Origin of the sequence: Gemella cuniculi DSM 15828 (genome assembly GCF_000425665.1) — a bacterium.
In the GTDB taxonomy this organism is placed as follows: Bacteria; Bacillota; Bacilli; order Staphylococcales; family Gemellaceae; genus Gemella; species Gemella cuniculi.
The window spans coordinates 1-21,386 of the sequence record NZ_AUDW01000022.1 but is presented as its reverse complement, the minus strand read 5'-3'; the positions used below and the strand labels follow the sequence as shown (position 1 = coordinate 21,386).

20 protein-coding genes are annotated in these 21,386 nt (G+C 29.2%); 15 read left to right on the top strand and 5 right to left on the bottom strand.

All coding sequences use genetic code 11. The annotated features are described in order from the left end of the window. Window positions 1–77 precede the first annotated feature (77 nt). Together H612_RS0102795 and H612_RS0102790 are read left to right on the top strand one after the other, a co-directional pair. The gene (locus tag H612_RS0102795) at window positions 78–260 is read left to right on the top strand and encodes a type II toxin-antitoxin system HicA family toxin (protein WP_027130078.1); all 183 of its coding nucleotides are present in this window, start codon (window positions 78–80) and stop codon (window positions 258–260) included. A 28-nt stretch (window positions 261–288) separates the two neighbouring features. Next, the gene (locus H612_RS0102790; protein WP_027130077.1) at window positions 289–684 is read left to right on the top strand and encodes a type II toxin-antitoxin system HicB family antitoxin; all 396 of its coding nucleotides are present in this window, start codon (window positions 289–291) and stop codon (window positions 682–684) included. A 133-nt stretch (window positions 685–817) separates the two neighbouring features. Here H612_RS0102790 and rplS read toward each other — a convergent pair whose 3' ends face one another. Both rplS and H612_RS0102780 read right to left on the bottom strand, forming a co-directional pair. Next, the gene (gene rplS / locus H612_RS0102785) at window positions 818–1,162 is read right to left on the bottom strand and encodes a 50S ribosomal protein L19 (RefSeq protein WP_027130076.1); all 345 of its coding nucleotides are present in this window, start codon (window positions 1,160–1,162) and stop codon (window positions 818–820) included. A gap of 137 nt (window positions 1,163–1,299) precedes the next feature. After that, window positions 1,300–1,659, bottom strand: a complete 360-nt coding sequence (locus H612_RS0102780; RefSeq protein WP_027130075.1) for a Spx/MgsR family RNA polymerase-binding regulatory protein — start codon at window positions 1,657–1,659, stop codon at window positions 1,300–1,302. A 224-nt stretch (window positions 1,660–1,883) separates the two neighbouring features. Between H612_RS0102780 and H612_RS0102775 the strand changes: the two genes are divergently transcribed. Together H612_RS0102775 and H612_RS0102770 are read left to right on the top strand one after the other, a co-directional pair. After that, window positions 1,884–2,585 carry an ABC transporter ATP-binding protein gene (locus H612_RS0102775; protein ID WP_027130074.1) on the top strand — a complete coding sequence of 234 codons (702 nt, stop codon included), beginning with the start codon at window positions 1,884–1,886 and terminating at the stop codon, window positions 2,583–2,585. A gap of 5 nt (window positions 2,586–2,590) precedes the next feature. Continuing rightward, window positions 2,591–5,200 carry an ABC transporter permease gene (locus tag H612_RS0102770; protein WP_027130073.1) on the top strand — a complete coding sequence of 870 codons (2,610 nt, stop codon included), beginning with the start codon at window positions 2,591–2,593 and terminating at the stop codon, window positions 5,198–5,200. A 125-nt stretch (window positions 5,201–5,325) separates the two neighbouring features. Here H612_RS0102770 and H612_RS0102765 read toward each other — a convergent pair whose 3' ends face one another. Both H612_RS0102765 and H612_RS0102755 read right to left on the bottom strand, forming a co-directional pair. Next, the gene (locus H612_RS0102765) at window positions 5,326–6,513 is read right to left on the bottom strand and encodes a TVP38/TMEM64 family protein (protein ID WP_027130072.1); all 1,188 of its coding nucleotides are present in this window, start codon (window positions 6,511–6,513) and stop codon (window positions 5,326–5,328) included. Between the two features lie 69 nt (window positions 6,514–6,582). Continuing rightward, window positions 6,583–7,257, bottom strand: coding sequence for a YdjY domain-containing protein (locus H612_RS0102755; protein ID WP_027130071.1), 675 nt, complete (start codon window positions 7,255–7,257; stop codon window positions 6,583–6,585). Between the two features lie 419 nt (window positions 7,258–7,676). Between H612_RS0102755 and H612_RS0102750 the strand changes: the two genes are divergently transcribed. The 9 genes from H612_RS0102750 (at window position 7,677) to H612_RS0102710 (ending at window position 16,650) form a co-directional block, all read left to right on the top strand. Next, complete coding sequence (locus H612_RS0102750; RefSeq protein ID WP_027130070.1) at window positions 7,677–9,593, top strand: ABC-F family ATP-binding cassette domain-containing protein; 1,917 nt, start codon at window positions 7,677–7,679, stop codon at window positions 9,591–9,593. 3 nt (window positions 9,594–9,596) lie between these two features. Then, window positions 9,597–9,974 carry a hypothetical protein gene (locus H612_RS0102745; protein WP_027130069.1) on the top strand — a complete coding sequence of 126 codons (378 nt, stop codon included), beginning with the start codon at window positions 9,597–9,599 and terminating at the stop codon, window positions 9,972–9,974. Between the two features lie 28 nt (window positions 9,975–10,002). Continuing rightward, on the top strand, window positions 10,003–11,637 hold the full coding sequence (gene argS, locus H612_RS0102740) for an arginine--tRNA ligase (RefSeq protein ID WP_027130068.1): 1,635 nt from the start codon (window positions 10,003–10,005) through the stop codon (window positions 11,635–11,637). 21 nt (window positions 11,638–11,658) lie between these two features. Beyond that, the gene (rpoE, locus tag H612_RS0102735; RefSeq protein WP_027130067.1) at window positions 11,659–12,138 is read left to right on the top strand and encodes a DNA-directed RNA polymerase subunit delta; all 480 of its coding nucleotides are present in this window, start codon (window positions 11,659–11,661) and stop codon (window positions 12,136–12,138) included. A gap of 204 nt (window positions 12,139–12,342) precedes the next feature. Next, window positions 12,343–12,543, top strand: coding sequence for a cold-shock protein (locus H612_RS0102730; RefSeq protein WP_027130066.1), 201 nt, complete (start codon window positions 12,343–12,345; stop codon window positions 12,541–12,543). 262 nt (window positions 12,544–12,805) lie between these two features. Next, window positions 12,806–14,212 (top strand): peptide MFS transporter, encoded by a 1,407-nt coding sequence (locus H612_RS0102725; RefSeq protein WP_027130065.1) that lies wholly within the window; start codon window positions 12,806–12,808, stop codon window positions 14,210–14,212. A gap of 200 nt (window positions 14,213–14,412) precedes the next feature. After that, a complete protein-coding gene (locus H612_RS0102720; RefSeq protein WP_051210105.1) occupies window positions 14,413–15,069 on the top strand; it encodes a helix-turn-helix transcriptional regulator in 657 nt (218 codons plus the stop codon). Window positions 15,070–15,072: 3 nt separating this feature from the next. Further along, complete coding sequence (locus H612_RS0102715) at window positions 15,073–16,212, top strand: trans-sulfuration enzyme family protein (RefSeq protein WP_027130063.1); 1,140 nt, start codon at window positions 15,073–15,075, stop codon at window positions 16,210–16,212. Between the two features lie 54 nt (window positions 16,213–16,266). Continuing rightward, window positions 16,267–16,650: a RidA family protein gene (locus tag H612_RS0102710; RefSeq protein ID WP_035500223.1), complete on the top strand. Its 384-nt coding sequence runs from the start codon at window positions 16,267–16,269 to the stop codon at window positions 16,648–16,650. Between the two features lie 162 nt (window positions 16,651–16,812). On the opposite strand, the gene H612_RS0102705 is transcribed toward H612_RS0102710, so the two are convergent. Next, window positions 16,813–17,634: a hypothetical protein gene (locus H612_RS0102705; protein ID WP_027130061.1), complete on the bottom strand. Its 822-nt coding sequence runs from the start codon at window positions 17,632–17,634 to the stop codon at window positions 16,813–16,815. Between the two features lie 512 nt (window positions 17,635–18,146). Here H612_RS0102705 and hisS point away from each other — a divergent pair. Next, a complete protein-coding gene (gene hisS, locus H612_RS0102700) occupies window positions 18,147–19,427 on the top strand; it encodes a histidine--tRNA ligase (RefSeq protein ID WP_027130060.1) in 1,281 nt (426 codons plus the stop codon). Next, on the top strand, window positions 19,427–21,199 hold the full coding sequence (aspS, locus tag H612_RS0102695; RefSeq protein WP_027130059.1) for an aspartate--tRNA ligase: 1,773 nt from the start codon (window positions 19,427–19,429) through the stop codon (window positions 21,197–21,199). The genes hisS and aspS overlap by 1 nt, the downstream gene beginning before the upstream one ends. The last annotated feature ends 187 nt before the right edge of the window (window positions 21,200–21,386 follow it).

Sequence of the window (21,386 nt, the reverse complement as noted above, 5' to 3'; positions counted from 1 at the left end):
TTGTTATAAAATTATATTAAAAATTTTACATATGTTTTAACATATGTTATAATATATATTGTTAGGAGGTAAAACTCATGAGTTCGAAAGAATTAATAAAACAGCTTAATAAACTAGGTTGGAAAGAAGTCAGAATAAAAGGCAGTCCCCACCATTTTAAGCACCCTAACAAAGATTATCTTATTACTGTACCACACCCTAAAAAAGACTTACCAAAAGGTACAGCAGATAAGATATTAAAACAAGCGGGCTTAAAATAAAGACCCTTGACTTTTAGGAGGTTAGCACATGAAATATATGTATTATGCAGTATTTACTCAAGAAAATGACTATATAGATATTACATTTCCAGACTTAAAAGGATGTATCACTTTTGGAGATAATTTGGAAGAAGCTTTATATATGAGTAAGGACGCACTAGAGGGTTATTTATTAGTGTTGGAAGATGAAAAAAAGAATATACCTAAATCAAGTACTTATCAAGAATTACAAAGTAATTTAAACGAAAATCAGCAATTACAATTAATCAATGTTGATACTGAATTTGTCAGACGTAAAGAAGAAAATAAATCAGTTAATAAAATGGTTACTTTACCAAAATGGTTGGTAGACTTAGGAAAAGAAAGAAAGGTTAATTTTTCGCAAGTATTGCAGCAGGCTTTGAAAAATGAGTTAGGAGTATAAATATAAGACGGTTTAAAATCCGTCTTACTTTCATCTTATTTCTTTAATACGTGGTAGGTAGTTACAATATAGTTACTATTTCAAAATTAAAAGCCCTAAAACTTGATGTAATAGGGCTTTTTATAAATTCTTTTTATCGTACTTCTTTAATACGAGCAGCTTTACCACGTAGATTACGTAAGTAATATAATTTAGCACGTCTAACTTTACCTTTACGTACTACTTCAATTTTCTCAACTTTTGGAGTATGTACTGGGAATGTTCTTTCAACACCAACTCCATTTGAAATTTTACGTACAGTATAAGTAGCAGAAATTCCACCACCACGACGTTTAATAACTACTCCTTCAAATTGTTGGATACGCTCACGTCCACCTTCAACGATACGTACGTGTACTCTTACTGTATCCCCAGCTTTAAATTCAGGAATATCTGTTCTTAATTGCGACTTAGTAATCGCTTCAATGATTTTGCTCATTATCTTTCTCCTTTTTTACAAAATGTTCATTATTAATACTTAGATTAGCAGAGGAACATCGTAATTAATGTTTTCACATCTTTATGATTATATCATTTTTGAAAATAAATAGCAAGAGTTATTTGATACTTTTTAATTTATAAAAGTGCTGTTTCCCAGTTTTCTTCTTTAAAGCCAAGAAGTAATATGTCATTTTCAAAATCAAACGCTAAGGGACGTTTGATTAACATTCCATTTTCTGTAAGAAGTTTAAGTGATTCTTCAATAGAAAGTGTAGGTAGTTTATCTTTTAAATTTAACTCTTTGTAAACCAAACCACTAGTGTTAAATAATTTTTTTAGTGGAATATTAAAAGTATTTAATATTTTTTTGAAATCTTCTACTGTTGGTGTTGTTTCTTTGACATTAAAATATATGGCTTCAACATTGTGTTCAGTCAATAATTTTTTTGCTTTCTTACATGTAGAACAAGTAGGGTATTCGTAAATATAAAGCATAAATTCTCCTTTCTAATAATTTTAATTATATAGTTTTGATAAGATAAAAAAAGTATTGTAAAAACTTTTTTATTATTTAGACGATGTTATTATAATACTAAAAAAATAGGATGTAAAGAGATTTGTTTCTATATGAAATGAAGGTGCGTTTTTTTAGTGAATGTATTGTGAATATTTGATATAATATAAAAGAAAAAGAAAAAGAAAAAGAAAAGAGAATAATTATGGATAAAATTATTGTAAGAGATTTGGTAAAAGTATATGGAATATCAGACAATAAGGTTATAGCGAATGATAAAATCAATTTTGAAATTGATGAAGGTGAATTTGTGGTAATATTAGGACCCAGTGGTGCAGGTAAAAGTACGCTTCTAAATATAATTGGAGGAATGGATAATGCTACTAGTGGTTCTATAAAAATATTTAATAAAGAAATTGTAGGCCTTAGTGAGAAAGAACTTACTACATACCGTAGAGAATATATTGGGTTTGTTTTTCAATTTTATAATTTAATACCCAACTTAACTGTTTTAGAAAATGTTGAACTTGCAAATCAGATTGTAAAAGATTCAAAAGATGCACTAAAAATTCTAAAATTAGTTGGTCTGGAAAATAGAATTAATAATTTTCCAAGCCAAATTTCAGGAGGAGAACAGCAACGTGTAGCAATAGCTCGTGCTATCGCTAAAAATCCTAAGATATTACTTTGTGATGAACCTACAGGAGCCCTAGACTATAAAACAGGAAAACATATTCTAAAAATTTTAAAAGAATATTGCAAAAATGAGAAGAAAACAGTTATAGTAATTACTCATAATAGTTCGATAGCACAAACAGCAGATAAAGTAATAGAAATTTATGATGCAAAAGTAAAGAATGTTGTTGTTAATCAAATGCCAAAAAACATAGACGAAATAGAGTGGTAGAAATTATGAAAGCATTGAATAAAGATATAATAAGAGAGATATCAAAAACAAAATCTAAATTTTTATCAATTATGACTATAATTTTTTTGGGTGTTTTTGTTTTTGTAGGGCTTAAAGAAACAACACCAGCAATGATAAATACCTATAATAAAACATTAGAACAGCATAATATATATGATTTGAGAGTAACTAATGATTTTGGAATCAATGATGGAGATATTAATGAAATAAGAAAGTTAGATAATATCGATAAATTAGAAATATATTATAAAAAAAATTATAAATTGGAAAATAGTACGAATAGTATCGATATAGAAACATTACCAAAAGAATTAGCAACACCAAAGCTAGTTAAAGGGAAATTGCCAACTAATAATAATGAGATTGCTGTAGTAGATTCATTGGAAAAATTTTATAAAATTGGTGATACTATAAAATTGATGGACGATAAAAGTGAAGAAAAGAAATTAAAGAATTATTCATATAAAGTTGTAGGATATGTTTATGGAGCTGATCATATTGAGGTATCTAATAATAATCCTACGAATAATAGTTATTTTGGCTATGTAAATAGAGAAAATTTCCAATTTGATAGTATGACAGGAGTTAATATAAAATTAAAAGGTATACCATATAAATATAGCGATAAGAATTATATAGAAAAAGTAAATAAAAATCGTGATAAGATTATAAATATATTAGAAGAAAGAAAATTAGTTGACGAGAAAAACTATAAATCTATAACATCACAAAAAATTTCAGAAAATGAAAAAAGATTATTTTCTATCGAAAAAGAATTAAAATCTAATTTAGAACAACTAGAATTCTTGAAAAATATTGACATAGAAAAATATACCGAGCAAAGTTTAAAATTAAGAGAAGCACAAAAACAACTAGAGGATAATAAAAAACAATTGGAAGTTTCTAAAAGAGCTTTTGAAGAAACTAATTATCCCAGGTTTAATGTAGAAAATATAAGAGGGTTAATCCACTATGCTCAATTTATTGATTCTGCAAATAGTTTGTCATTTTTAGCAAATGTTTTTTCAATATTTTTATTTTCAGTATCTATTTTAGTATCGTTAACAACATTAACGCGTATGATAGATGAAAATAGAACTAATATAGGTACTTATAAAGCGCTAGGTTATTTGAATAGAGAGATTTTTAAAAAATATTATATTTATGGAGGAATATCAACTATAATAGGAACTATCCTAGGTATTATTGCAGGTTATTTAGTTATTGTTCCAATAATATATGATTCATACGCAAGATTTTATACGTTGAAAAAACCTTTTGTAGTTTATAGCCTACACATAATTACTTTAGCATTTTTAATATCTATTTTGTGTATACTGATAGCAGTATTTATTCCCCTTCGAAAAAATCTAAAAGAAAGAAGTGCATATCTATTGAGACCTAAAGCTCCTAGTAGTGGTAGTCGAATTTTCTTAGAAAATATAGGTTTTATCTGGAAGAAATTATCTTTTTTAAGGAAAGTAACTTTTAGAAATATTTTTCGTTATAAGATTCGTATGTTTATGACTGTATTTGGAGTTATGGGATGTTTGACATTAATGTTTATTGGATTTGCTATCCGTTTTGGGGTTGTAGATATTTCAAATGAGCAATTCAAGACAATTAATAAGATTGATATTTTGGCAACATATAACTCTTACGTAGGAAAAGAGGATGTAGATAAAATAACTAAAGAAATAGAAGCTACTTCCAATGTAGAAAATTTTACTAAAGTAAATGTACAAAAAGCTACAGTAGAGAAAAATCATGAAATATTAGATACAGCACAATTAGTTACCTTGAATCGGGATAACTATAGGGATTATATAACATTAATGGATAACAGAAGTAGCATAGAGCTACCTAAAAATTCGATTGTAATAAATGAAAAACTAGCTTATTTGCATAATTTGTCGGTTGGTGATGATTTTAAGGTTATTATAAATGAAAAAGAATATACGTTGAAGATAGGTGCTATTAATAAAAATTACTTTGGTAATATTTTATATATGGATAGAGAATACTTTTCTAAAGTATTTAATAAAACGTACTCAGACAATAGCTTTGTAATAAAAATGAATAATCCAGATGAAGTAGAAAAAATGGCAAGTAAACTTCAAGACAATCCCCATGTGGTGAATGTGAGCGACAATTCAAAAATTCAAGAAAATCTTGACAATTCTATTGAAGGTATAGATATTATAGTTATTGTTATGGTCTTATGTTCACTAGCACTAGCACTTGTAGTACTTTATAATCTGATAAATGTCAATGTGTCAGAACGTCAAAGAGAATTGTCGACTATTAAAGTTCTTGGTTTTTATCCTCGCGAAGTAACAATTTATATATTCAGAGAAATATTTTATTTAAGTATGATAGGTATTATTGTCGGTAACTATATAGCATACAAATTGTATTTGAAAATAATATTAGAATTAGCAAGTAGAACGATGATGTTTAATAGTAGGGTTCCTATAGCAGTATATGCATTATCAACTGGAGTAACATTATTAATAATAATATTTGTGGTGGCCATAATGCACAGAAGATTAAGAAAAGTTAATATGGTAGAATCTCTCAAAGCAATAGAATAGGAGATATAACAAAAATAAAAATTAGATAAGGTGAAAAAATATTCGAAAGAAAAAAATAGTTTTGGAGCTTTAAGATGTACAGGATAAGAAATAAACGTGGTTCATTTAAGACCACGTTTATTTTTCTAATTTTTCGTTGCTTTAAGTTCTTCTTCTTTTTTATGTTTATCAGTATAAACACGTTTCATAATACCTATGACTATTGATAATGCAAACAGACACATTAGACCAATAAATAAGTTACGTGCACCACCCGATAATGTACCACCTACATAAGAGTAAACGATGGTAGCAGGAAGTTGTCCAATACCTGTTGCGATGAAGAATCTCCAGAATCCCATGTTAGTAAGACCAGCAGCATAACTTACAAAGTCAAATGATACGAATGGTAACAGACGACAAATAAGAATAGCTTTATCTCCATAACGTTCGAAGAATACATCGATACTAGCCATAGCTCCTTTACTTGTAAGTTTTTCTACTACATCACGACCAAGTCCGCGTGCAATATAGAAGCATACAGCAGCCCCAATCATGGCTGTAGACCATGAAAGTGCAGCTCCAATCACCCAACCGAAAATAGCGGCGTTAGATAGGGTAATTAAGAATGCTGGTATAGGTGCAGCGATTGACTGAAGCACCATAAGAACACCAGATACAACAGCAGCCCATGCTCCCCAACTACGTAAATATTCGATAACTGCGTTAGTATCAAATTGTGATAAAGTAGCAAATGCCGTATTAATGCCCTCTTTAAAACTAGGAACGGTAAAATAGAAAGCAAAGAAAACAGCAAAGCAGATTATAGTAATGTAACGAGCTGTTTTACGCTGAACCTTTTCTCTTTTTTCTTCTTCAGGATTGACTTCACGTAGGTCGCTTAGTTTAACTTCTTTTTCTTTAAGAGCTTTACGTTCTTCTTTAGTATAAACTTTTTGATACTTAGGAAGTGTAGCAATAATATAGATGTTAATTAAGTTAACCACAACTACACCAATAAGAAATGGTACTTTTATTTGGCTAAGAGAGCCAGCATGAAGAACTTCTCTTGCTATATAAAGAAGGGTAGTAGTTTTTCCAGAAATAACAGCAAGAGTTATAATTATTGCTTCTATAATAAAGAAAGTGTATTTTCTATTAATTCTCTTGAAATATAATCCTGTCATAATCCCATAAATTGTCCAAACAAAAAGTACTAAGCTCTGATCCGCAAGCATTTCAAATTGAACAAAAAAGAATAGCAAGAATGCAAAGAAGTAACCTATAGCTACTCCAACACTTGTAAAATAAAATAATAGTCTTAAACGTTGCATTAAATCTCTCCAATCATTAATTTAGTTATAATATCGGGGTGACAAAAATGAAACCCCGATATTTGAAATTTATTTTTTAATGCTATAAATAGTTGCAGCATAAGTTCCATCCTCAGGTAGAACTTGTTCATTACCTGTAAACTTAACTTCTTTACGAGTTTCTACTGCACCATAGGTATAAGTTGTATTGGAAATAATTCCAACTGGGCAACTGTCAAAGCAAGATAGGCAACCAGTATTTTTCTCGATGGCACGTTGTAAATTTCCTCCAAAACGAAAATCAATTTGTTTACCATTGCTGTCTTTTACTACTTCATTAATATCATATTTTTTTTCAGCACCATTCCAGGTAACTTCTACTTTAATAGGGCTTCCTTCAACATGAGTAGTAGTTGCATTATTAGGATTCATATTTTCTCCAGGTTTTGCACCTATTTCAATAAGAGCATTGTAAAATTCCTCTGGTTTAGCATAAGCTGTGAAAACTGATTTAGCACCATTGGTTCCACTTTGCTCCACAGAATTATGTCTAGTAGATTCATTGAAGTATTTTCCGTTAATTTTTGTAAGCACAGTCACAGTGCCAGCCTCTTTATCAACTTTAATCGGCTTGTCTAGAGATACTCCAGCTACAAAATCGGCAGGTTGATTTTGTGTAGTAGAATTAGATTTGCTACTACATCCAGCAGCAGTTGTTAAAAGTCCTGCAGCTATAAGAACGGATAATATTTTTTTCAGTTTCATTAAGAAATCCTCCTATAAAATTACTTTATATTTGTATTATAACATTTATCAAAAATAACAACAATAGAGATTTTGGGAAATAAATTGTATATGAAAAAAAATATTTAATTATATATTATTTATTAAAAAATATTTTTTTATAAATAAAAAAGAAAAAATAAAGAATATTAATTTAAAAATAAAAAGACAGATAGAATAAAAAAGAAAATCTTATAAAAATTATAATTAAAAATATAAAAAAACAAATAAAAACATCCGTCATAAATGATAATAAATATCAACTAGATAACGTGCATTAAGTTTTTAGTTTAAATATATAAAAAACTATTAGAATAATAGCGCTAGTCAAAAGTTTATGGTATAATATTTTAGTTAAATATCACATGTAGTAAAAAAATAAATTTGAAAGGAGAGGTAGTGTGTTAATTCAATTAAATAATATCACGAAGAATTTTGTTGTTAACAAAATTTTTTCTAATGTTAAAATGGAAATAAATGATAAAGATAGAGTTGCAATTGTTGGAAGAAATGGTGCTGGGAAAAGTACTTTGTTGAAAATAATAGCAGGATTACTTAGTTTCGATAGTGGAGAAAGAATGATTTCTAAAAATACCACTATCGGCTATCTTTCACAAGAATTTATAGTTAGAGAAGATTTGTCCATTTATGAGGAAATGATAACTTGTTTCGAAGAAATTACCAGTCTAGAAGATAACTTGCAGAAATTGTCGTATGAATTAACAGCAGAAAATATAGAAAATGATTCTGGTTTGTTGGATAGATATGATAGATTACAAAATCAGGTTTTTACGCATAAAGATTATCATTACAAGAGTAAAATAGAGGGTGTTTTATATGGATTAGATTTTAAGAAAGATGTTTTTGATAAGAAAATAAGTACTTTTTCAGGTGGTGAAAAAACTAGACTATCCATGGCAAAGCTTCTTCTAAGTGAGCCAGATGTGCTAATACTAGATGAACCTACTAACCATTTAGATATGGAGAATGTAGCTTGGCTTGAAAATTATTTAAGTTCGTATAACGGAGCTATTATTATAGTAAGTCATGATAGGTACTTTTTAGATAAAGTAGTCAATATTGTTTATAACTTAGAGTTTGGTAAATTAAAGAAATATGTAGGTAATTATTCTAATTTTTTACGTCAATATGAAGAAGATTATGCAAAACAATTAAAAGAATATAATAGCCAACAGAAAGATGTAAGACGACTTGAAAATTTTGTTCAAAAAAATATAGCAAGAGCCTCAACTAGCAAAATGGCAAAAAGTAGACAAAAAGTTTTAGATAAAATGGAGTTAATTGATAATCCGAAAAAAGATGATAAAGCGGCTAATATAGAGTTTAGAATAAAAGAGCAGAGTGGACGGGATGTTTTAATAACAGATGATCTTGAAGTAGGTTATAACGATAAAAGGATAGGTAGCAAATACAATTTTTCTATTTATAAAGGAGATAGAGTTGCAGTAGTTGGGAAAAATGGTATAGGGAAGTCAACACTTATAAAAACAGTTGCTAGAAAACATCATAAGATTAGCGGAAATATCCAGTATGGAAGTAAAGTATCGGTGGGATACTATGATCAGAAACAAGCAGAGTTTGAGTCTTCCAAAACCATTTTAAATGAGTTGTGGGATGAATACTCTACCATGAAAGAAGCGGAAGTGAGAACAGTTTTAGGACGGTTTTTATTTAGAGGGGATGATGTGTTAAAGATAGTAAGGGATTTATCAGGGGGAGAAAAGGCAAGATTGCAACTTGCTAAATTGATGTTGGAAAAAAATAATCTTTTAATACTAGATGAACCTACCAATCACCTTGATATAACCAGTAAGCAAGTATTAGAAAAGGCTTTAGAAAATTATGAAGGTACGATTTTATTTGTAAGTCATGATAGATATTTTATAAATAAAATAGCAAATAAAGTATTGGATATAACAGAGGAAGGATATAGTATTTATTTGGGTAATTATGATTATTATCTAGAAAAAAGGGAGCAAGAAAAGATAGTCGAACAACTAAAAGCAAAAAAAGATGAATTTACTGAATTAAAGGAAGTAAATAATTATATATTGGGAAAAGAAGAAAAGAAACGCGTTAGAAAACTTGAGAGAACGAGAGATAATTTAATTCAAAAGATAGATGAATTGGAACAAAATATTTTCAATATAAATAATGAATTGATAAAAGAAGAAATTTACACTGATGCCGAAAAAACACAAAAATTTCAAGAAAGATTAAGTAATCTAAATCAAGAATTAGAAAATTTAAATAATCTATGGTTAGAAATAGAAGAAGAGCTAGAGAGTTTACAATAAATTATGAAAATAAAAATTATAACATATGTAGATAATGAAAAAATAGCAGAAGAAGTTCACTTTGGGAATTATCAAGAAAAAGCAACACAAGAAATAATTGAGTATAATGATAAAAATGGAAAAAAAATAAATATTTTTATTGACAAAATAAAAGAAAGTGTTAGTATAGAGAAAGATAACTTAAAAACACACATTAAATATATTAGAAAAGTTAGTGATTATAGTACATTTTATGGAAATATAAAAATAGAGACGCAACTAGTTAAGTTTAAGAAAATGGCTAGAAATAATCTAGTGATGTATGAAGTTATCTATAATATATTTTTAGATGAAAAAAATAAACAACAAAATAAATTGAAGATATTAGTGCAAAAAAATTAAGAATTATAAAATAAGGAGGGTATCTTTGGTGAAAACTAAAATAATAGAATTATTAGAGAATTCTTTATTAAAATTAGAAATTAAAGGAGTCGATATTTATGTAGAAACTCCAAAAAATACGGAAAATGGTGATTTTTCTTCTAATGTAGCCATGCAACTCACAAAAGTTTTGAGAAAAAATCCTAAGATTATAGCAGAAGAAATAGTAAGTAAGATTGAAAAAGACGATTCTGTGGAAAAGATAGAAATAGCAGGACCTGGATTTATAAACTTTTATGTTAAAAAATCAAGCCTTGGAGGTATAATTTCAAAAATATTGAAAGAAAAAGATAACTATGGAGAAAATAACGTAGGAAAAAGTAAGAAGGTTCTTTTAGAGTATGTTTCAGCTAATCCTACTGGAACGCTTCATGTTGGGCACGCAAGAAACGCTGCATATTCAGATTCTTTAGCTAGAATTATGAAAAAGTCTGGGTATGATATTTCACGTGAATATTATATAAATGATGCAGGAAATCAAATTAATAATTTGGTAATATCAGCTATAGTTCGCTATAAACAAGCGTTAGGATTGGAAGCTAAACTCCCTGAAGATGCTTATCATGGCGAGGATATAAAAATTTTAGGTCAGAAATTGAAAGATGAATTTGGAGATTCTTTACTAAAGAAAGAAGATTTGGATAGTTTTATTCGTGAGTATGCAATAAAATATGAAATGAATAACATTAAAAAAGATCTTGGTGATTTTGGTGTAGAGTATGATGTTTATTTTAGTGAAAAATCATTGTACCAAGATGGTTCGGTTGATAAAGCACTGGCTTCACTTAAAGCACAAGGTTATGTTTATGAAAAAGATGGTGCACTTTGGTTGCAAACAACAGCTCTGGGAACTAATGATGATAAAGATAGAGTTTTAATAAAAGCTGATGGTTCATTAACTTATTTAACTAGCGATGTTGCGTATCACAAAAATAAATTAGATCGTGGTTTCGATCTTTTAATAGATGTATTAGGTGCTGATCATCATGGGTATGTGGCAAGGCTAAAAGCTAGTGTTGTTGCGATGGGATATAAAGCTGATCAATTAGAAGCGTTAATAATGCAGATGGTGCAACTTTTAAATAATGGAGAAGTCGTAAAAATGAGTAAGAGAACAGGGAAAGCTATAACTCTTCGTGATTTGATAGATGAAGTAGGAGCAGACGCAGCTAGGTATTTCCTAGTAATGAGGAGTGCAGATAGTCATTTAGATTTTGATTTTGCAGTAGCAAAAGAGCAATCAAGTGACAATCCATTGTACTATGTGCAATATGCTCATGCACGAATTTGTTCAATATTACGACAAGCTGAAGAACAAAGGAATTTTGATTTTGAAAAATGTAACTACGAATTGTTAACAGATCAATATTCAGTAGAATTATTAAAAGATTTAGCCTACTATCCTGAAATAGTTGCACAAGCTGCAACAAATTATGAACCACACAGAATTTGTAATTATTTACAGTCTTTAGCAAGTTCATTCCATAAGTTTTATAATAATAATAAAGTTATAACAGAAAATATAGAACAAACACAAAGTTATTTGTCATTAGTAACAGCAGTAAGGATAACAATAAAAAATGCGTTAGAATTAATTGGAGTGTCGGCTCCAGAAAAAATGTAAGTTAAGAAGGGAAATATATAAATGGTAGAATTAAATAAATTGAGTACAGAAAAAATTAAGGAAATGTCATTAATAGATTTATGTTATACATATATGGTGGAAGAGGATATAGAAAAATTAAATATTTATGACTTTCTTGATTATATTAAACCTCTAAGGAATGTAGATGATGAGGAGTTTTCATCACAAGCTGCTTACTTTTACACAGATTTGAACTTAGATGGAAGATTTGTTTGTGTAGAAGATGGAAGTTGGAAATTAAGAGATAATTTATTAGTAGAGGATATTAAAAACTTTGTTGAACCAAGTGTTCAAAAATTTGAAATTGAAGATGAAGATATGGAAGAATTGATTGAAGATGAAGAACAAGAAGATGTTCATGATGAAGTCGATGATTTAATTGAAGATGAAGATATGGAAGAGAATGAGGATGTATATGACTTTGACAATGAAGGTATAGTATCTAAATTCAATATAAAAAGTGAAGAGGAAGAATTTTAATTAGTATAAACAACTGACTTGCTTATTTTTTAAAAATAAGTTATAATATACTGAGTCAATAAAACATATAGTAAGAATTGTAATACAGGTTTTAAGTTTTGTAAGTGAATAATAACAAATATCCCATTTATTTTATTTATTATCTTTAAGAGCAAGAATACGATTGATTATTGATAATATAAAATAAAAAGGAGATTGTAACTTATGAAACAAGGTACAGTAAAATGGTTTAACGAGGAAAAAGGATTTGGATTTATCGCAGTTGAAGGTGAGAAAGATATTTTTGTTCACTTCTCAAGTATTAAAAAAGATGGATTTAAGACTTTAAAAGAAGGCGATAAAGTTGAGTTTGAAGTTGAAGATGGTTCTCGTGGACCACAAGCAGCAAGTGTAATGGTTCTTTAATTTAGAGAATGAAACCCCCTATATTTGTAGGGGGTCTTTTTTATATTTTATAAATTTAATTAATGAGAAAAAAATTTCATTACCTAATAAAAAAATTACTGTTAAATTAAAAAAGATAATAAATTTTATAGTAATATATATGTGAAGAGAGTTGAATCAAGATGCTAGATTATTAAAAGACTAATTGATTTATTATGATTAATATTATATAATGAAAGCGTAAAGCAAAATAAAATAAATATAAATTTTAGGAGGATACGTTATGGAAAATGTAGAAAAAATGAAGCATCCTAAAGGGCTTCACTTGGTTAATATTGTTACTGTAATGCAGAACTTTTATGCTTATGGTATTATAGGTTTTCTTGTTTTATTCTTTACTGCTAGTACAGCTGAGAATGGTCTTGGATTGGAAAGAGGATTCGCAGTAGAACTTTACGGCTACTATGGTGCAGCAGGATATATGATGGCTCTCGTAGGGGGATGGCTTGCTGATAAATATTTAGGCTTACAAAAGTCAATTATCTTGGGTACGCTGTTTAGTTGCTTAGGATATATAGCATTATATTTTTCTACAAGTGAGTTGTGGACTGTGCTTGGTAGTTTGGCGCTACTTTTAATAGCAGCAGGTATAGGTAAAGGAAATATTAGTGCTTTAGTTGGAGCACTGTACGAAAGAGACCAGGTAACCATGAAAGATGCGGCATATAGTATTTTTTATATGGCAATTAATATTGGAAGTTTGTTTGGCCCTATAGTTTTTGGGTTGATCACAGATAATTGGTTTGCAAAAATTGGTGCTGACGGGAAAGTATTGTCTTATGGTTATCGTTTTGGATTTTTAGCAGCAGCGGCATTGGCTTTTGCACAATTTTTAGTATTTATGTTATTAGCACCATCTTGGTTGAAAGAAAAAGGAAAATACCCAGTCGCAGCTAAAACTGCAAAAAAATCAGTTAATCATCCACTTACAAATATAGATGTTGATAGAATGAAAGCAATGGCTGTGATGTTTATTTTTTCTACATTATTCTGGTCTGCTTGGTATCAAACACAAACTTCGTTCACTATTCTTACACAAAAAGCAGTGGATAGAAGTATTTTTGGATGGACAATACCTACCCCATGGTTAGTTTCATTTAATGGATTGTTATGTGCAGTTTTAGCACCAGTTTTTGGATCATTATGGATTAAACTTAGTAAAACAAAACATGGTGATTTAGATACCGGAACCAAAATGGGATTAGGTATGATAATATCAGGATTAGCATTTGGAGTTATGATTTTAGGATTAAATACCATTGGAGGAAATATAGAGAGTGGTTCAAAAATTAATATTATTTACATTTTAATAACTTATGTATTATTAACTGTAGGTGAGTTATTATTATCTCCAATTGGTATGGCAATGTTTAATAAGCTTGCACCAGCAAAATATGCTTCATTAGCAATGGGAATTTGGTATTTAACATTTTCTTTAGCAAATATAATTTCTGGATATTTAGCAAAATTAACAGTTAAACTAAATTTTACTCAAGTATTCACTTATATAGGTGTAGTCGTACTGATTTTTGGTGTTTTACTGATATTAGTAAAAGGGTATTTAAATAAAATGATGCACTTGGATAAATTGGAAGATGAAGCTAGAGCAATAGCTAAAGACACTGAATAAAAAGAATTAATATTTTTACTCTGATATTTAGTATACAGCCAGAAAATAGGGGTTTTAAGTGATGAAATATTTCTTAAAACTTCTATTTTTATTTGAATACCGTATAGGGGTATTATTTTTAGGAAAACATTTGCATAATTTTAAGAAATAAATTATAATAAATTATAAATAAAATATAATTTATTATAAAGGTGATGATTATGGAAAATTATATTCCAATAGTTGATTTTATTTCGGAAATAGTTGGAAATAAATGTGAGGTTGTCCTTCATGATCTTAGAGGTGACTTGAATAAAACGATAATCTATATAAAAAATAGCTTATCTGGAAGAAAGGTTGGTTCTCCTGCTACTGATTTATTAGTAGATATTCTCAATAAAGAAATTTATAAAGAAAAATCTTACTTAACAAATTACAAAAGTAAGGGAGATGGAGGAAAAAAATTTAAGTCATCTAGCTTTTTCATAAAAAATGATGAAAATGAACTTATTGGTATGATTTGTGTTAACATAGATTATTCAGAAGAAATGTTGATGTTTGATAAACTGGAAGAATTTCTTGAACAATTTTCAAAAGTTAACGATAAGGAATTTTATAACAAAGAAGCAAATGAAGAAATTGAGAACCTTTATGGAACTATGGATAATATAGTTGAAGATACGATATATAAGGTTACAGGATATTATAATATAAAAGATAAAAAATTAAAAAAAGATGATAGATTAAAAATAGTGAGCATATTGAATGAACGTGGTTTTTTTGCAGTCAAAGAATCTATTTCTCAAATTGCTAATATTTTTAATATGTCAGAGGTAAGTATTTATAAATATATCCAAGAGATAAAAAAAGGAGATTAAATGATGAAAGGTACAAATACAAATTTACTTCATGGTTATCCAGTTATTGATAATTATACTGGGGCTGCTTCGATTCCAAAATATCAAGTTACAACTTTTGATCAGAAAGATTGTTATAGAGATTGCGGGAAATACTCTTATAGTAGATTTGGGAATCCAACAATATTAGCGTTAGAAGATGCAGTTGCAAATTTACATAAGGCAAAGTTTGGCTTTGCTTTTGCTTCTGGGATGTCTGCCATAACAACGGCATTAATGTTGTTAAATAGCGGTGATCATATTATTTTGCCAAAAGATGTTTATGGTGGAACTTTTCAGTTTAGTTCAGTAATTTTGCCGAAATATGGAATAGAAGCTAGTTTTTTAGATTATCAAAATTTAGAGAAATTAGAAAATTCTATACGTGAAAATACAACATTAATTTACATTGAAACGCCTTCAAATCCACTGTTAAAAGTTTCAGATATAAAAAGGTTAACGAATCTTGCAAAAAAATATAATTTAAAAACTATAGCTGATAATACTTTTATGACTGCATTGTATCAGAAACCTTTAGATTTGGGTTGTGATATAGTAATAGAAAGTTTAACAAAATTTGTCAATGGTCATAGTGATGTTACTGCAGGAGCATTAGTGACAAATGATGAAGAGATTGCAAAAGACATAAGGTTGTTACAAAAAAATTTTGGTGGGATACTAGGTGTAGAAGATGCCTGGTTAGTTCTACGTGGGATGAAAACTATGGGACTTCGTATGGAAAAATCCGTGTCTAATGCAAAATTATTAACTGCTTTTTTGGAAAAGCATAAGAAGATAAAAAAGGTATACTACCCAAGTTTAGAAAGTTGTACTTATTATGATATACATAGTTTACAATCTGGTTCTGGTGGAGCAGTATTTTCTTTTGACTTTTTTAAAAAGGAAGATATGGAGTCATTCTTAAAAAAAATAGAGATTCCTATTTATGCTATTAGTTTAGGTGGGGTAGAGTCAATAATTTCCCATCCAGCAACTATGTCACATGCTTGTATGAGTGAAGAGGATAGGTTAGCTCAAGGAGTGACAGAAACGCTTCTAAGATTTTCGTGTGGGATAGAGGACATAGAGGATCTTTTAGAAGATTTAGAACAAGCATTAAAGTAAAATATTAATTTATAAACAATAAAAAATAAAATGAATGACAAAGGAGATTTTAAAATGGAAATAAAAAAAATAAATACAGAAAAAGCACCTAAAGCGGTGGGACCATATGTTCAAGCGAATAAAGTAGGAAATTTAATTTTTTGTTCAGGGCAACTTGGTATTAATCCAGAAACTGGAAAAATTGTTGAAGGTGGCGTATTAGAAGAGGCAAAACAAATTTTTAAAAATATAGAAGCAGTATTAGAAGAAGCTGGTAGTTCTATGAATCATGTAGTTAAATCATTAGTTTTATTGAAAGATATTTCTGATTTTGCAGAAGTAAATAAAATTTATGCAGAGCAGTTTCAAGATGTTTTGCCAGCAAGATCTGCGTTTCAAGTTGCAGCTTTGCCACTAGGTGGAAGTATTGAAATAGAAGTAATCGCTATAGAGAAGTAGGATATTTCAGTTTTGTTGTGAATTTTAAATAAGTTTATGTATAAGAACAATTAATGAAAAAAATATATAAAGTTCATTTTTATATATTATGTAAAGATTTATTAAATTTAGTGGAGGTTTTCACTAATGAAAAAATAGAAAAAATGCAAGGTAACCATATGGTTATCCTGCATTTTTTGCATTATATCTAGCTATAGCAGCATTTATTTCTTCATTAGTAAAATTAGAAATATCTCCTTTTAACTCATTTTCGATAATATTTCTACTAACACTACCTTCTTGTGTGTATCTAAGAGTATAATAAGTTTCTGGTACTTGTTGCCCTGCTATACGTGGGTGAACTTGAGAATCAGAAATAGAAGATGTTTTTTTTGTTTCTGACTGTTCACTATTGTTTTGTTGAGTATTTTCATTTGGTTTATTATCTTTCTCATTATTGTCGCTAATATTTTCTGTATGTGCTCGTTTATTTGAATTATTAGAATCAAGTAAACTTTCTTTTAGGTTATTATAATTAAAACTATACTTATCAATAATGTTTTTCAATAATTCGTCATAATTTTTGTCGTTTTTGTCTAGGTCTGAGATTTCAGAACTTGCCTTTTTATAGTTTTCTATATCATTGTTTAACCAATCTATAGCTTTAGAAAAAATTTTTTCATTATCAAGCTTTTCAGCTTTATTTAGACTTTCAGAAGCTGAGTTTATATCAATTTTCTTTAAATAAGAATCTGTATTTTTTAATTCAGAGGCGATATTTATTTCGTTTTCAATATTCTTTAAAACTTGTTTTGCTTTTTCTGTAGTTAAAGTTTCTAATCCTGACAATCCTGCATCAAAATCATGTGAATCGTTTATTAGAGAAATATATTTTTTATGCTCATTTTTCAATTTACTTTCACCTGAATTCATGTAAAAGTATGTACCACCAATAACTAAAAAGATAATGATAATCGGGGTGAGTATAGCAAAAAATCTTTTCATGTATATTTATCTCCTTTTATTTATAAATTATAGAACAACTTGATTGTACAATTTTTACAATAAAAAATCAAGGAAATAAAAATATTAAGATTAAAATAGTGATAGAATTATATATACTCTAAAGTCTAATAACTAACAAAAACTTACTTGTTTATTATTGAATAATGTAAATAATAATTCTATTTTTTGAAGAATAAAATCTGTGTAATATCTTGACAAGAAATATAGTTTGGTATAATATATTTAAATAAACCGTGACAATGTATGAGTAAAAAGAATTTTATTTCATGTTTTAATAAAAGAGAGTTTAATTCGCAGGCTGAAAAATTAAGCATTATTGATTGAAATAAGGAACACTTTTTGCACAATAAAATAGTATTATTTGAGGTATCAAATAGTTTTGGTACGAATCAGGGTGGCACCACGAAAATTCCAATCGTCCCATGTAGATAATTAATCTATATGGGACGATTTTAGTTTATAATCTTTAAAATTTTGAAAGGAGAAGAATAATGGTAATAACGATGCCTAGAGGAACACAAGATATTTTACCAGAAGAGAGTAAAAAGTGGCAATATATTGAGGAAAAATTGAGAAAAATTAGTGATAATTTTTGTTATGAAGAAATTAGAACACCTATGTTTGAATCAACTGAATTGTTTAGCAGGGGAGTTGGAGATACAACAGATATAGTCCAAAAAGAAATGTATACTTTTTTAGATAAGGGAAATCGTTCAATAACTTTAAGACCAGAAGGTACGGCAGGTGTAGTTCGTTCATATATTGAGAATAAATTATTTGCTAAAACTATTCAACCACAAAAACTTTATTATATTGGTCCAATGTTCAGGTATGAGAGAAAGCAAAAAGGAAGATATCGTCAATTTGTTCAATATGGAGTTGAAGTTATTGGGGAAGAAAGCCCAAAAATTGACGCAGAAGTAATAAGTTTAGCCTATAATATATATAAAATGTTTGGAATAGAAAATATAAAAGTAAGTATAAATTCGTTGGGGAATCCAGAAGAAAGAAAAGCTTATAATGAGGCGCTAATTAAACATTTTGAGCCAAGAATCCATGAGTTTGATGAAGATTGTAATAATCGCCTTTATAAAAATCCTATGAGAATATTAGATTGTAAAGTAGATGCAGAGCATGAGTTAATAAAAACAGCACCTAAATTATTGGAATATCTTGGAGAAGAATCAAAAAAATATTTTGCACAAGTATTGAAGCATTTAGATGCGCTTGGTGTGAAATATGAAATTGATCATAGCTTGGTACGTGGATTAGATTATTATACACATACAGCCTTTGAAATAATGATTGATAACCCAAAAGTTGAACTTAAGACTCTTTGTGGGGGTGGTCGTTACAATGGACTTGTAAAATTATTAGATGGTCCTGAGGATAAAAAAGGAATTGGTTTTGCTTTGAGTATAGAAAGATTACTTTTAGCATTAGAAAGTGAGAACATAGAGCTCCCTATAGAAGACACCATTGATGTTTTCGTAGTAGCCATGGGAGAAAAAGCGGCTGATGTCAGTGTTAAACTTACTAATGAGTTGAGAATAGCAGGTTATAAAGCTCAAAATGATTATTTTGATAAAAAAATGAAAGTTCAAATGAAAATTGCAAGTAGATACAAAGCAAGAGTTTCTATTATAATCGGAGAAAGTGAACTTCAAAACAATGAATTTGTAGTGAAAAATATGAGTAATTCTGAGCAAAAAAATATTAAAAGTACAGAAATAGTAGAATATTTAAAAAGAGAACTGAGAGGAGAAAAATAATGGGTGCATATGGAAGAACAGAATATGCTGGACGTATTGATGAAAAATATGTAGGAAAGAAAGTTACAGTTAAAGGTTGGGTAAGTAAACGTCGTGACTTAGGAAACCTTATATTTATAGATGTGAGAGATAGAATGGGTGTGGTTCAATGTGTTTTCTCAGGAGAAAAAAACTTAGAAACACATGGGGTCGCAGAAACTTTGAGAAATGAATTCGTGGTTTCTATAGAAGGGGAAGTCGTATTAAGAAATGAAAATACGATAAATGAAAAGATTGCTTCAGGAAGAGTAGAGATTATCGCGGATAAACTTGAAATCCTTTCAAAAGCTAAAACTTTGCCATTTGTTTTAGATGATGCCTCACTATCAAGCGAAGAACTTCGTTTGAAATATCGCTACCTTGATCTTAGAAGAAGTGAACTAGCAGAAGTGTTACAACTTCGTTCAAAGATTACAAAAGCAACACGCGATTATTTAGATAACAATATGTTTATTGACGTAGAAACACCAATTTTAACAAAATCAACTCCTGAAGGAGCACGTGATTATTTAGTTCCAAGTAGAGTTCATCCAGGAGAATTTTATGCATTACCCCAATCACCACAATTATTTAAACAGCTATTAATGGTTGCAGGATTTGATAGATACTATCAAGTTGCTAGATGTTTTAGAGATGAAGATTTACGTGCGGATAGGCAACCAGACTTCACACAAATAGATATGGAAATGAGCTTCATGTCACAAGAAGAAATTCTTACCATGATAGAAGGATTAATAGCTCATGTTATGAAGGAAGTAAAAGATATAGATGTAGTGTTACCATTTCCAAGACTGGATTATGAAGAAGCTATGGAAAGATTTGGTAGTGATAAACCTGATACTCGTTTTGGAATGGAGCTTAAAGATGTTAGTGATCTTGTTGGAACTCTGGATTTCAAAGTTTTTTCTAATGCAATTGAACAAGGTGGTGCTGTAAAATGTATAGTGGCCAAAAATTGTGCAGAAAAATATTCACGCAAAGATATAGATGCTTTAGCAAAATACGTATCTAATTATGGAGCAAAAGGGCTAGCATGGGTTAAAGTAACTGAAGGAGGTTTGAATGGAGCTGTTGCCAAATTCTTTACTGATGAAGTTGCCCAAGAATTGGTAGCTCGTGTTGACGCAGAAGTCGGGGATATAATACTATTTGCAGCCGATAGTAAAAAAGTTTGTTATGCCTCTTTGGGAGCATTACGTCAAAAACTAGCAACAGATTTGGATCTAATCGATAAAGACAAATATAATTATTTGTGGGTTATAAATTGGCCTTTACTAGAATATGATGAGGAAAAAGGAAAATATAGTGCGGCACATCATCCATTCACCATGCCAAAAGCAGAGGATGTTGAGCTATTAGAGACTTCACCAGAAAAAGCATATGCACAAGCATATGATATAGTCTTAAATGGTTATGAATTAGGTGGAGGAAGTATTCGCATTTATGATAAAGATATACAGTCATCTATGTTTAAAGCGTTAGGATTTACTGAGGAGCAAGCACAAGAACAATTTGGATTTTTGTTGGATGCTTTTGAATACGGGGTACCACCACATGGAGGATGTGCATTAGGGTTGGATAGATTTGTCATGCTACTTGCAGGACGTGATAATCTACGTGATACAATAGCATTCCCTAAAACTGCAAATGCAGCAGATCCTATGACACAAGCACCATCTACAGTAGACTTAGAGCAGTTATTAGAGTTGAATATTTCTTTGTTGAGAAGATAGTACACTTATAGTAGACATTTAGCTTAAAGACATTGATTTATTGAATGTAAAAAAAGTAAGTAATTATTATCTAATAATTACTTACTTTTTTTTAAAAATCGCCTTGACATAGAGGGAAGAAGATGATAGAATAAAAAAGTCTTAGAGAAGAGACGAACGATAGAGAAGAAAAGAGAAGTAAATGTTA

Excerpts from the sequence above, each read along its gene's own strand:
- H612_RS0102795 (WP_027130078.1), top strand. The coding sequence starts at position 78 with ATGAGTTCGAAAGAATTAATAAAACAGCTTAATAAACTAGGTTGGAAA.
- H612_RS0102790 (WP_027130077.1), top strand. The coding sequence starts at position 289 with ATGAAATATATGTATTATGCAGTATTTACTCAAGAAAATGACTATATA.
- rplS (WP_027130076.1), bottom strand. The coding sequence starts at position 1,162 with ATGAGCAAAATCATTGAAGCGATTACTAAGTCGCAATTAAGAACAGAT.
- H612_RS0102780 (WP_027130075.1), bottom strand. The coding sequence starts at position 1,659 with ATGCTTTATATTTACGAATACCCTACTTGTTCTACATGTAAGAAAGCA.
- H612_RS0102775 (WP_027130074.1), top strand. The coding sequence starts at position 1,884 with ATGGATAAAATTATTGTAAGAGATTTGGTAAAAGTATATGGAATATCA.
- H612_RS0102770 (WP_027130073.1), top strand. The coding sequence starts at position 2,591 with ATGAAAGCATTGAATAAAGATATAATAAGAGAGATATCAAAAACAAAA.
- H612_RS0102765 (WP_027130072.1), bottom strand. The coding sequence starts at position 6,513 with ATGCAACGTTTAAGACTATTATTTTATTTTACAAGTGTTGGAGTAGCT.
- H612_RS0102755 (WP_027130071.1), bottom strand. The coding sequence starts at position 7,257 with ATGAAACTGAAAAAAATATTATCCGTTCTTATAGCTGCAGGACTTTTA.
- H612_RS0102745 (WP_027130069.1), top strand. The coding sequence starts at position 9,597 with ATGAAAATAAAAATTATAACATATGTAGATAATGAAAAAATAGCAGAA.
- rpoE (WP_027130067.1), top strand. The coding sequence starts at position 11,659 with ATGGTAGAATTAAATAAATTGAGTACAGAAAAAATTAAGGAAATGTCA.
- H612_RS0102730 (WP_027130066.1), top strand. The coding sequence starts at position 12,343 with ATGAAACAAGGTACAGTAAAATGGTTTAACGAGGAAAAAGGATTTGGA.
- H612_RS0102725 (WP_027130065.1), top strand. The coding sequence starts at position 12,806 with ATGGAAAATGTAGAAAAAATGAAGCATCCTAAAGGGCTTCACTTGGTT.
- H612_RS0102720 (WP_051210105.1), top strand. The coding sequence starts at position 14,413 with ATGGAAAATTATATTCCAATAGTTGATTTTATTTCGGAAATAGTTGGA.
- H612_RS0102715 (WP_027130063.1), top strand. The coding sequence starts at position 15,073 with ATGAAAGGTACAAATACAAATTTACTTCATGGTTATCCAGTTATTGAT.
- H612_RS0102710 (WP_035500223.1), top strand. The coding sequence starts at position 16,267 with ATGGAAATAAAAAAAATAAATACAGAAAAAGCACCTAAAGCGGTGGGA.
- H612_RS0102705 (WP_027130061.1), bottom strand. The coding sequence starts at position 17,634 with ATGAAAAGATTTTTTGCTATACTCACCCCGATTATCATTATCTTTTTA.
- hisS (WP_027130060.1), top strand. The coding sequence starts at position 18,147 with ATGGTAATAACGATGCCTAGAGGAACACAAGATATTTTACCAGAAGAG.
- aspS (WP_027130059.1), top strand. The coding sequence starts at position 19,427 with ATGGGTGCATATGGAAGAACAGAATATGCTGGACGTATTGATGAAAAA.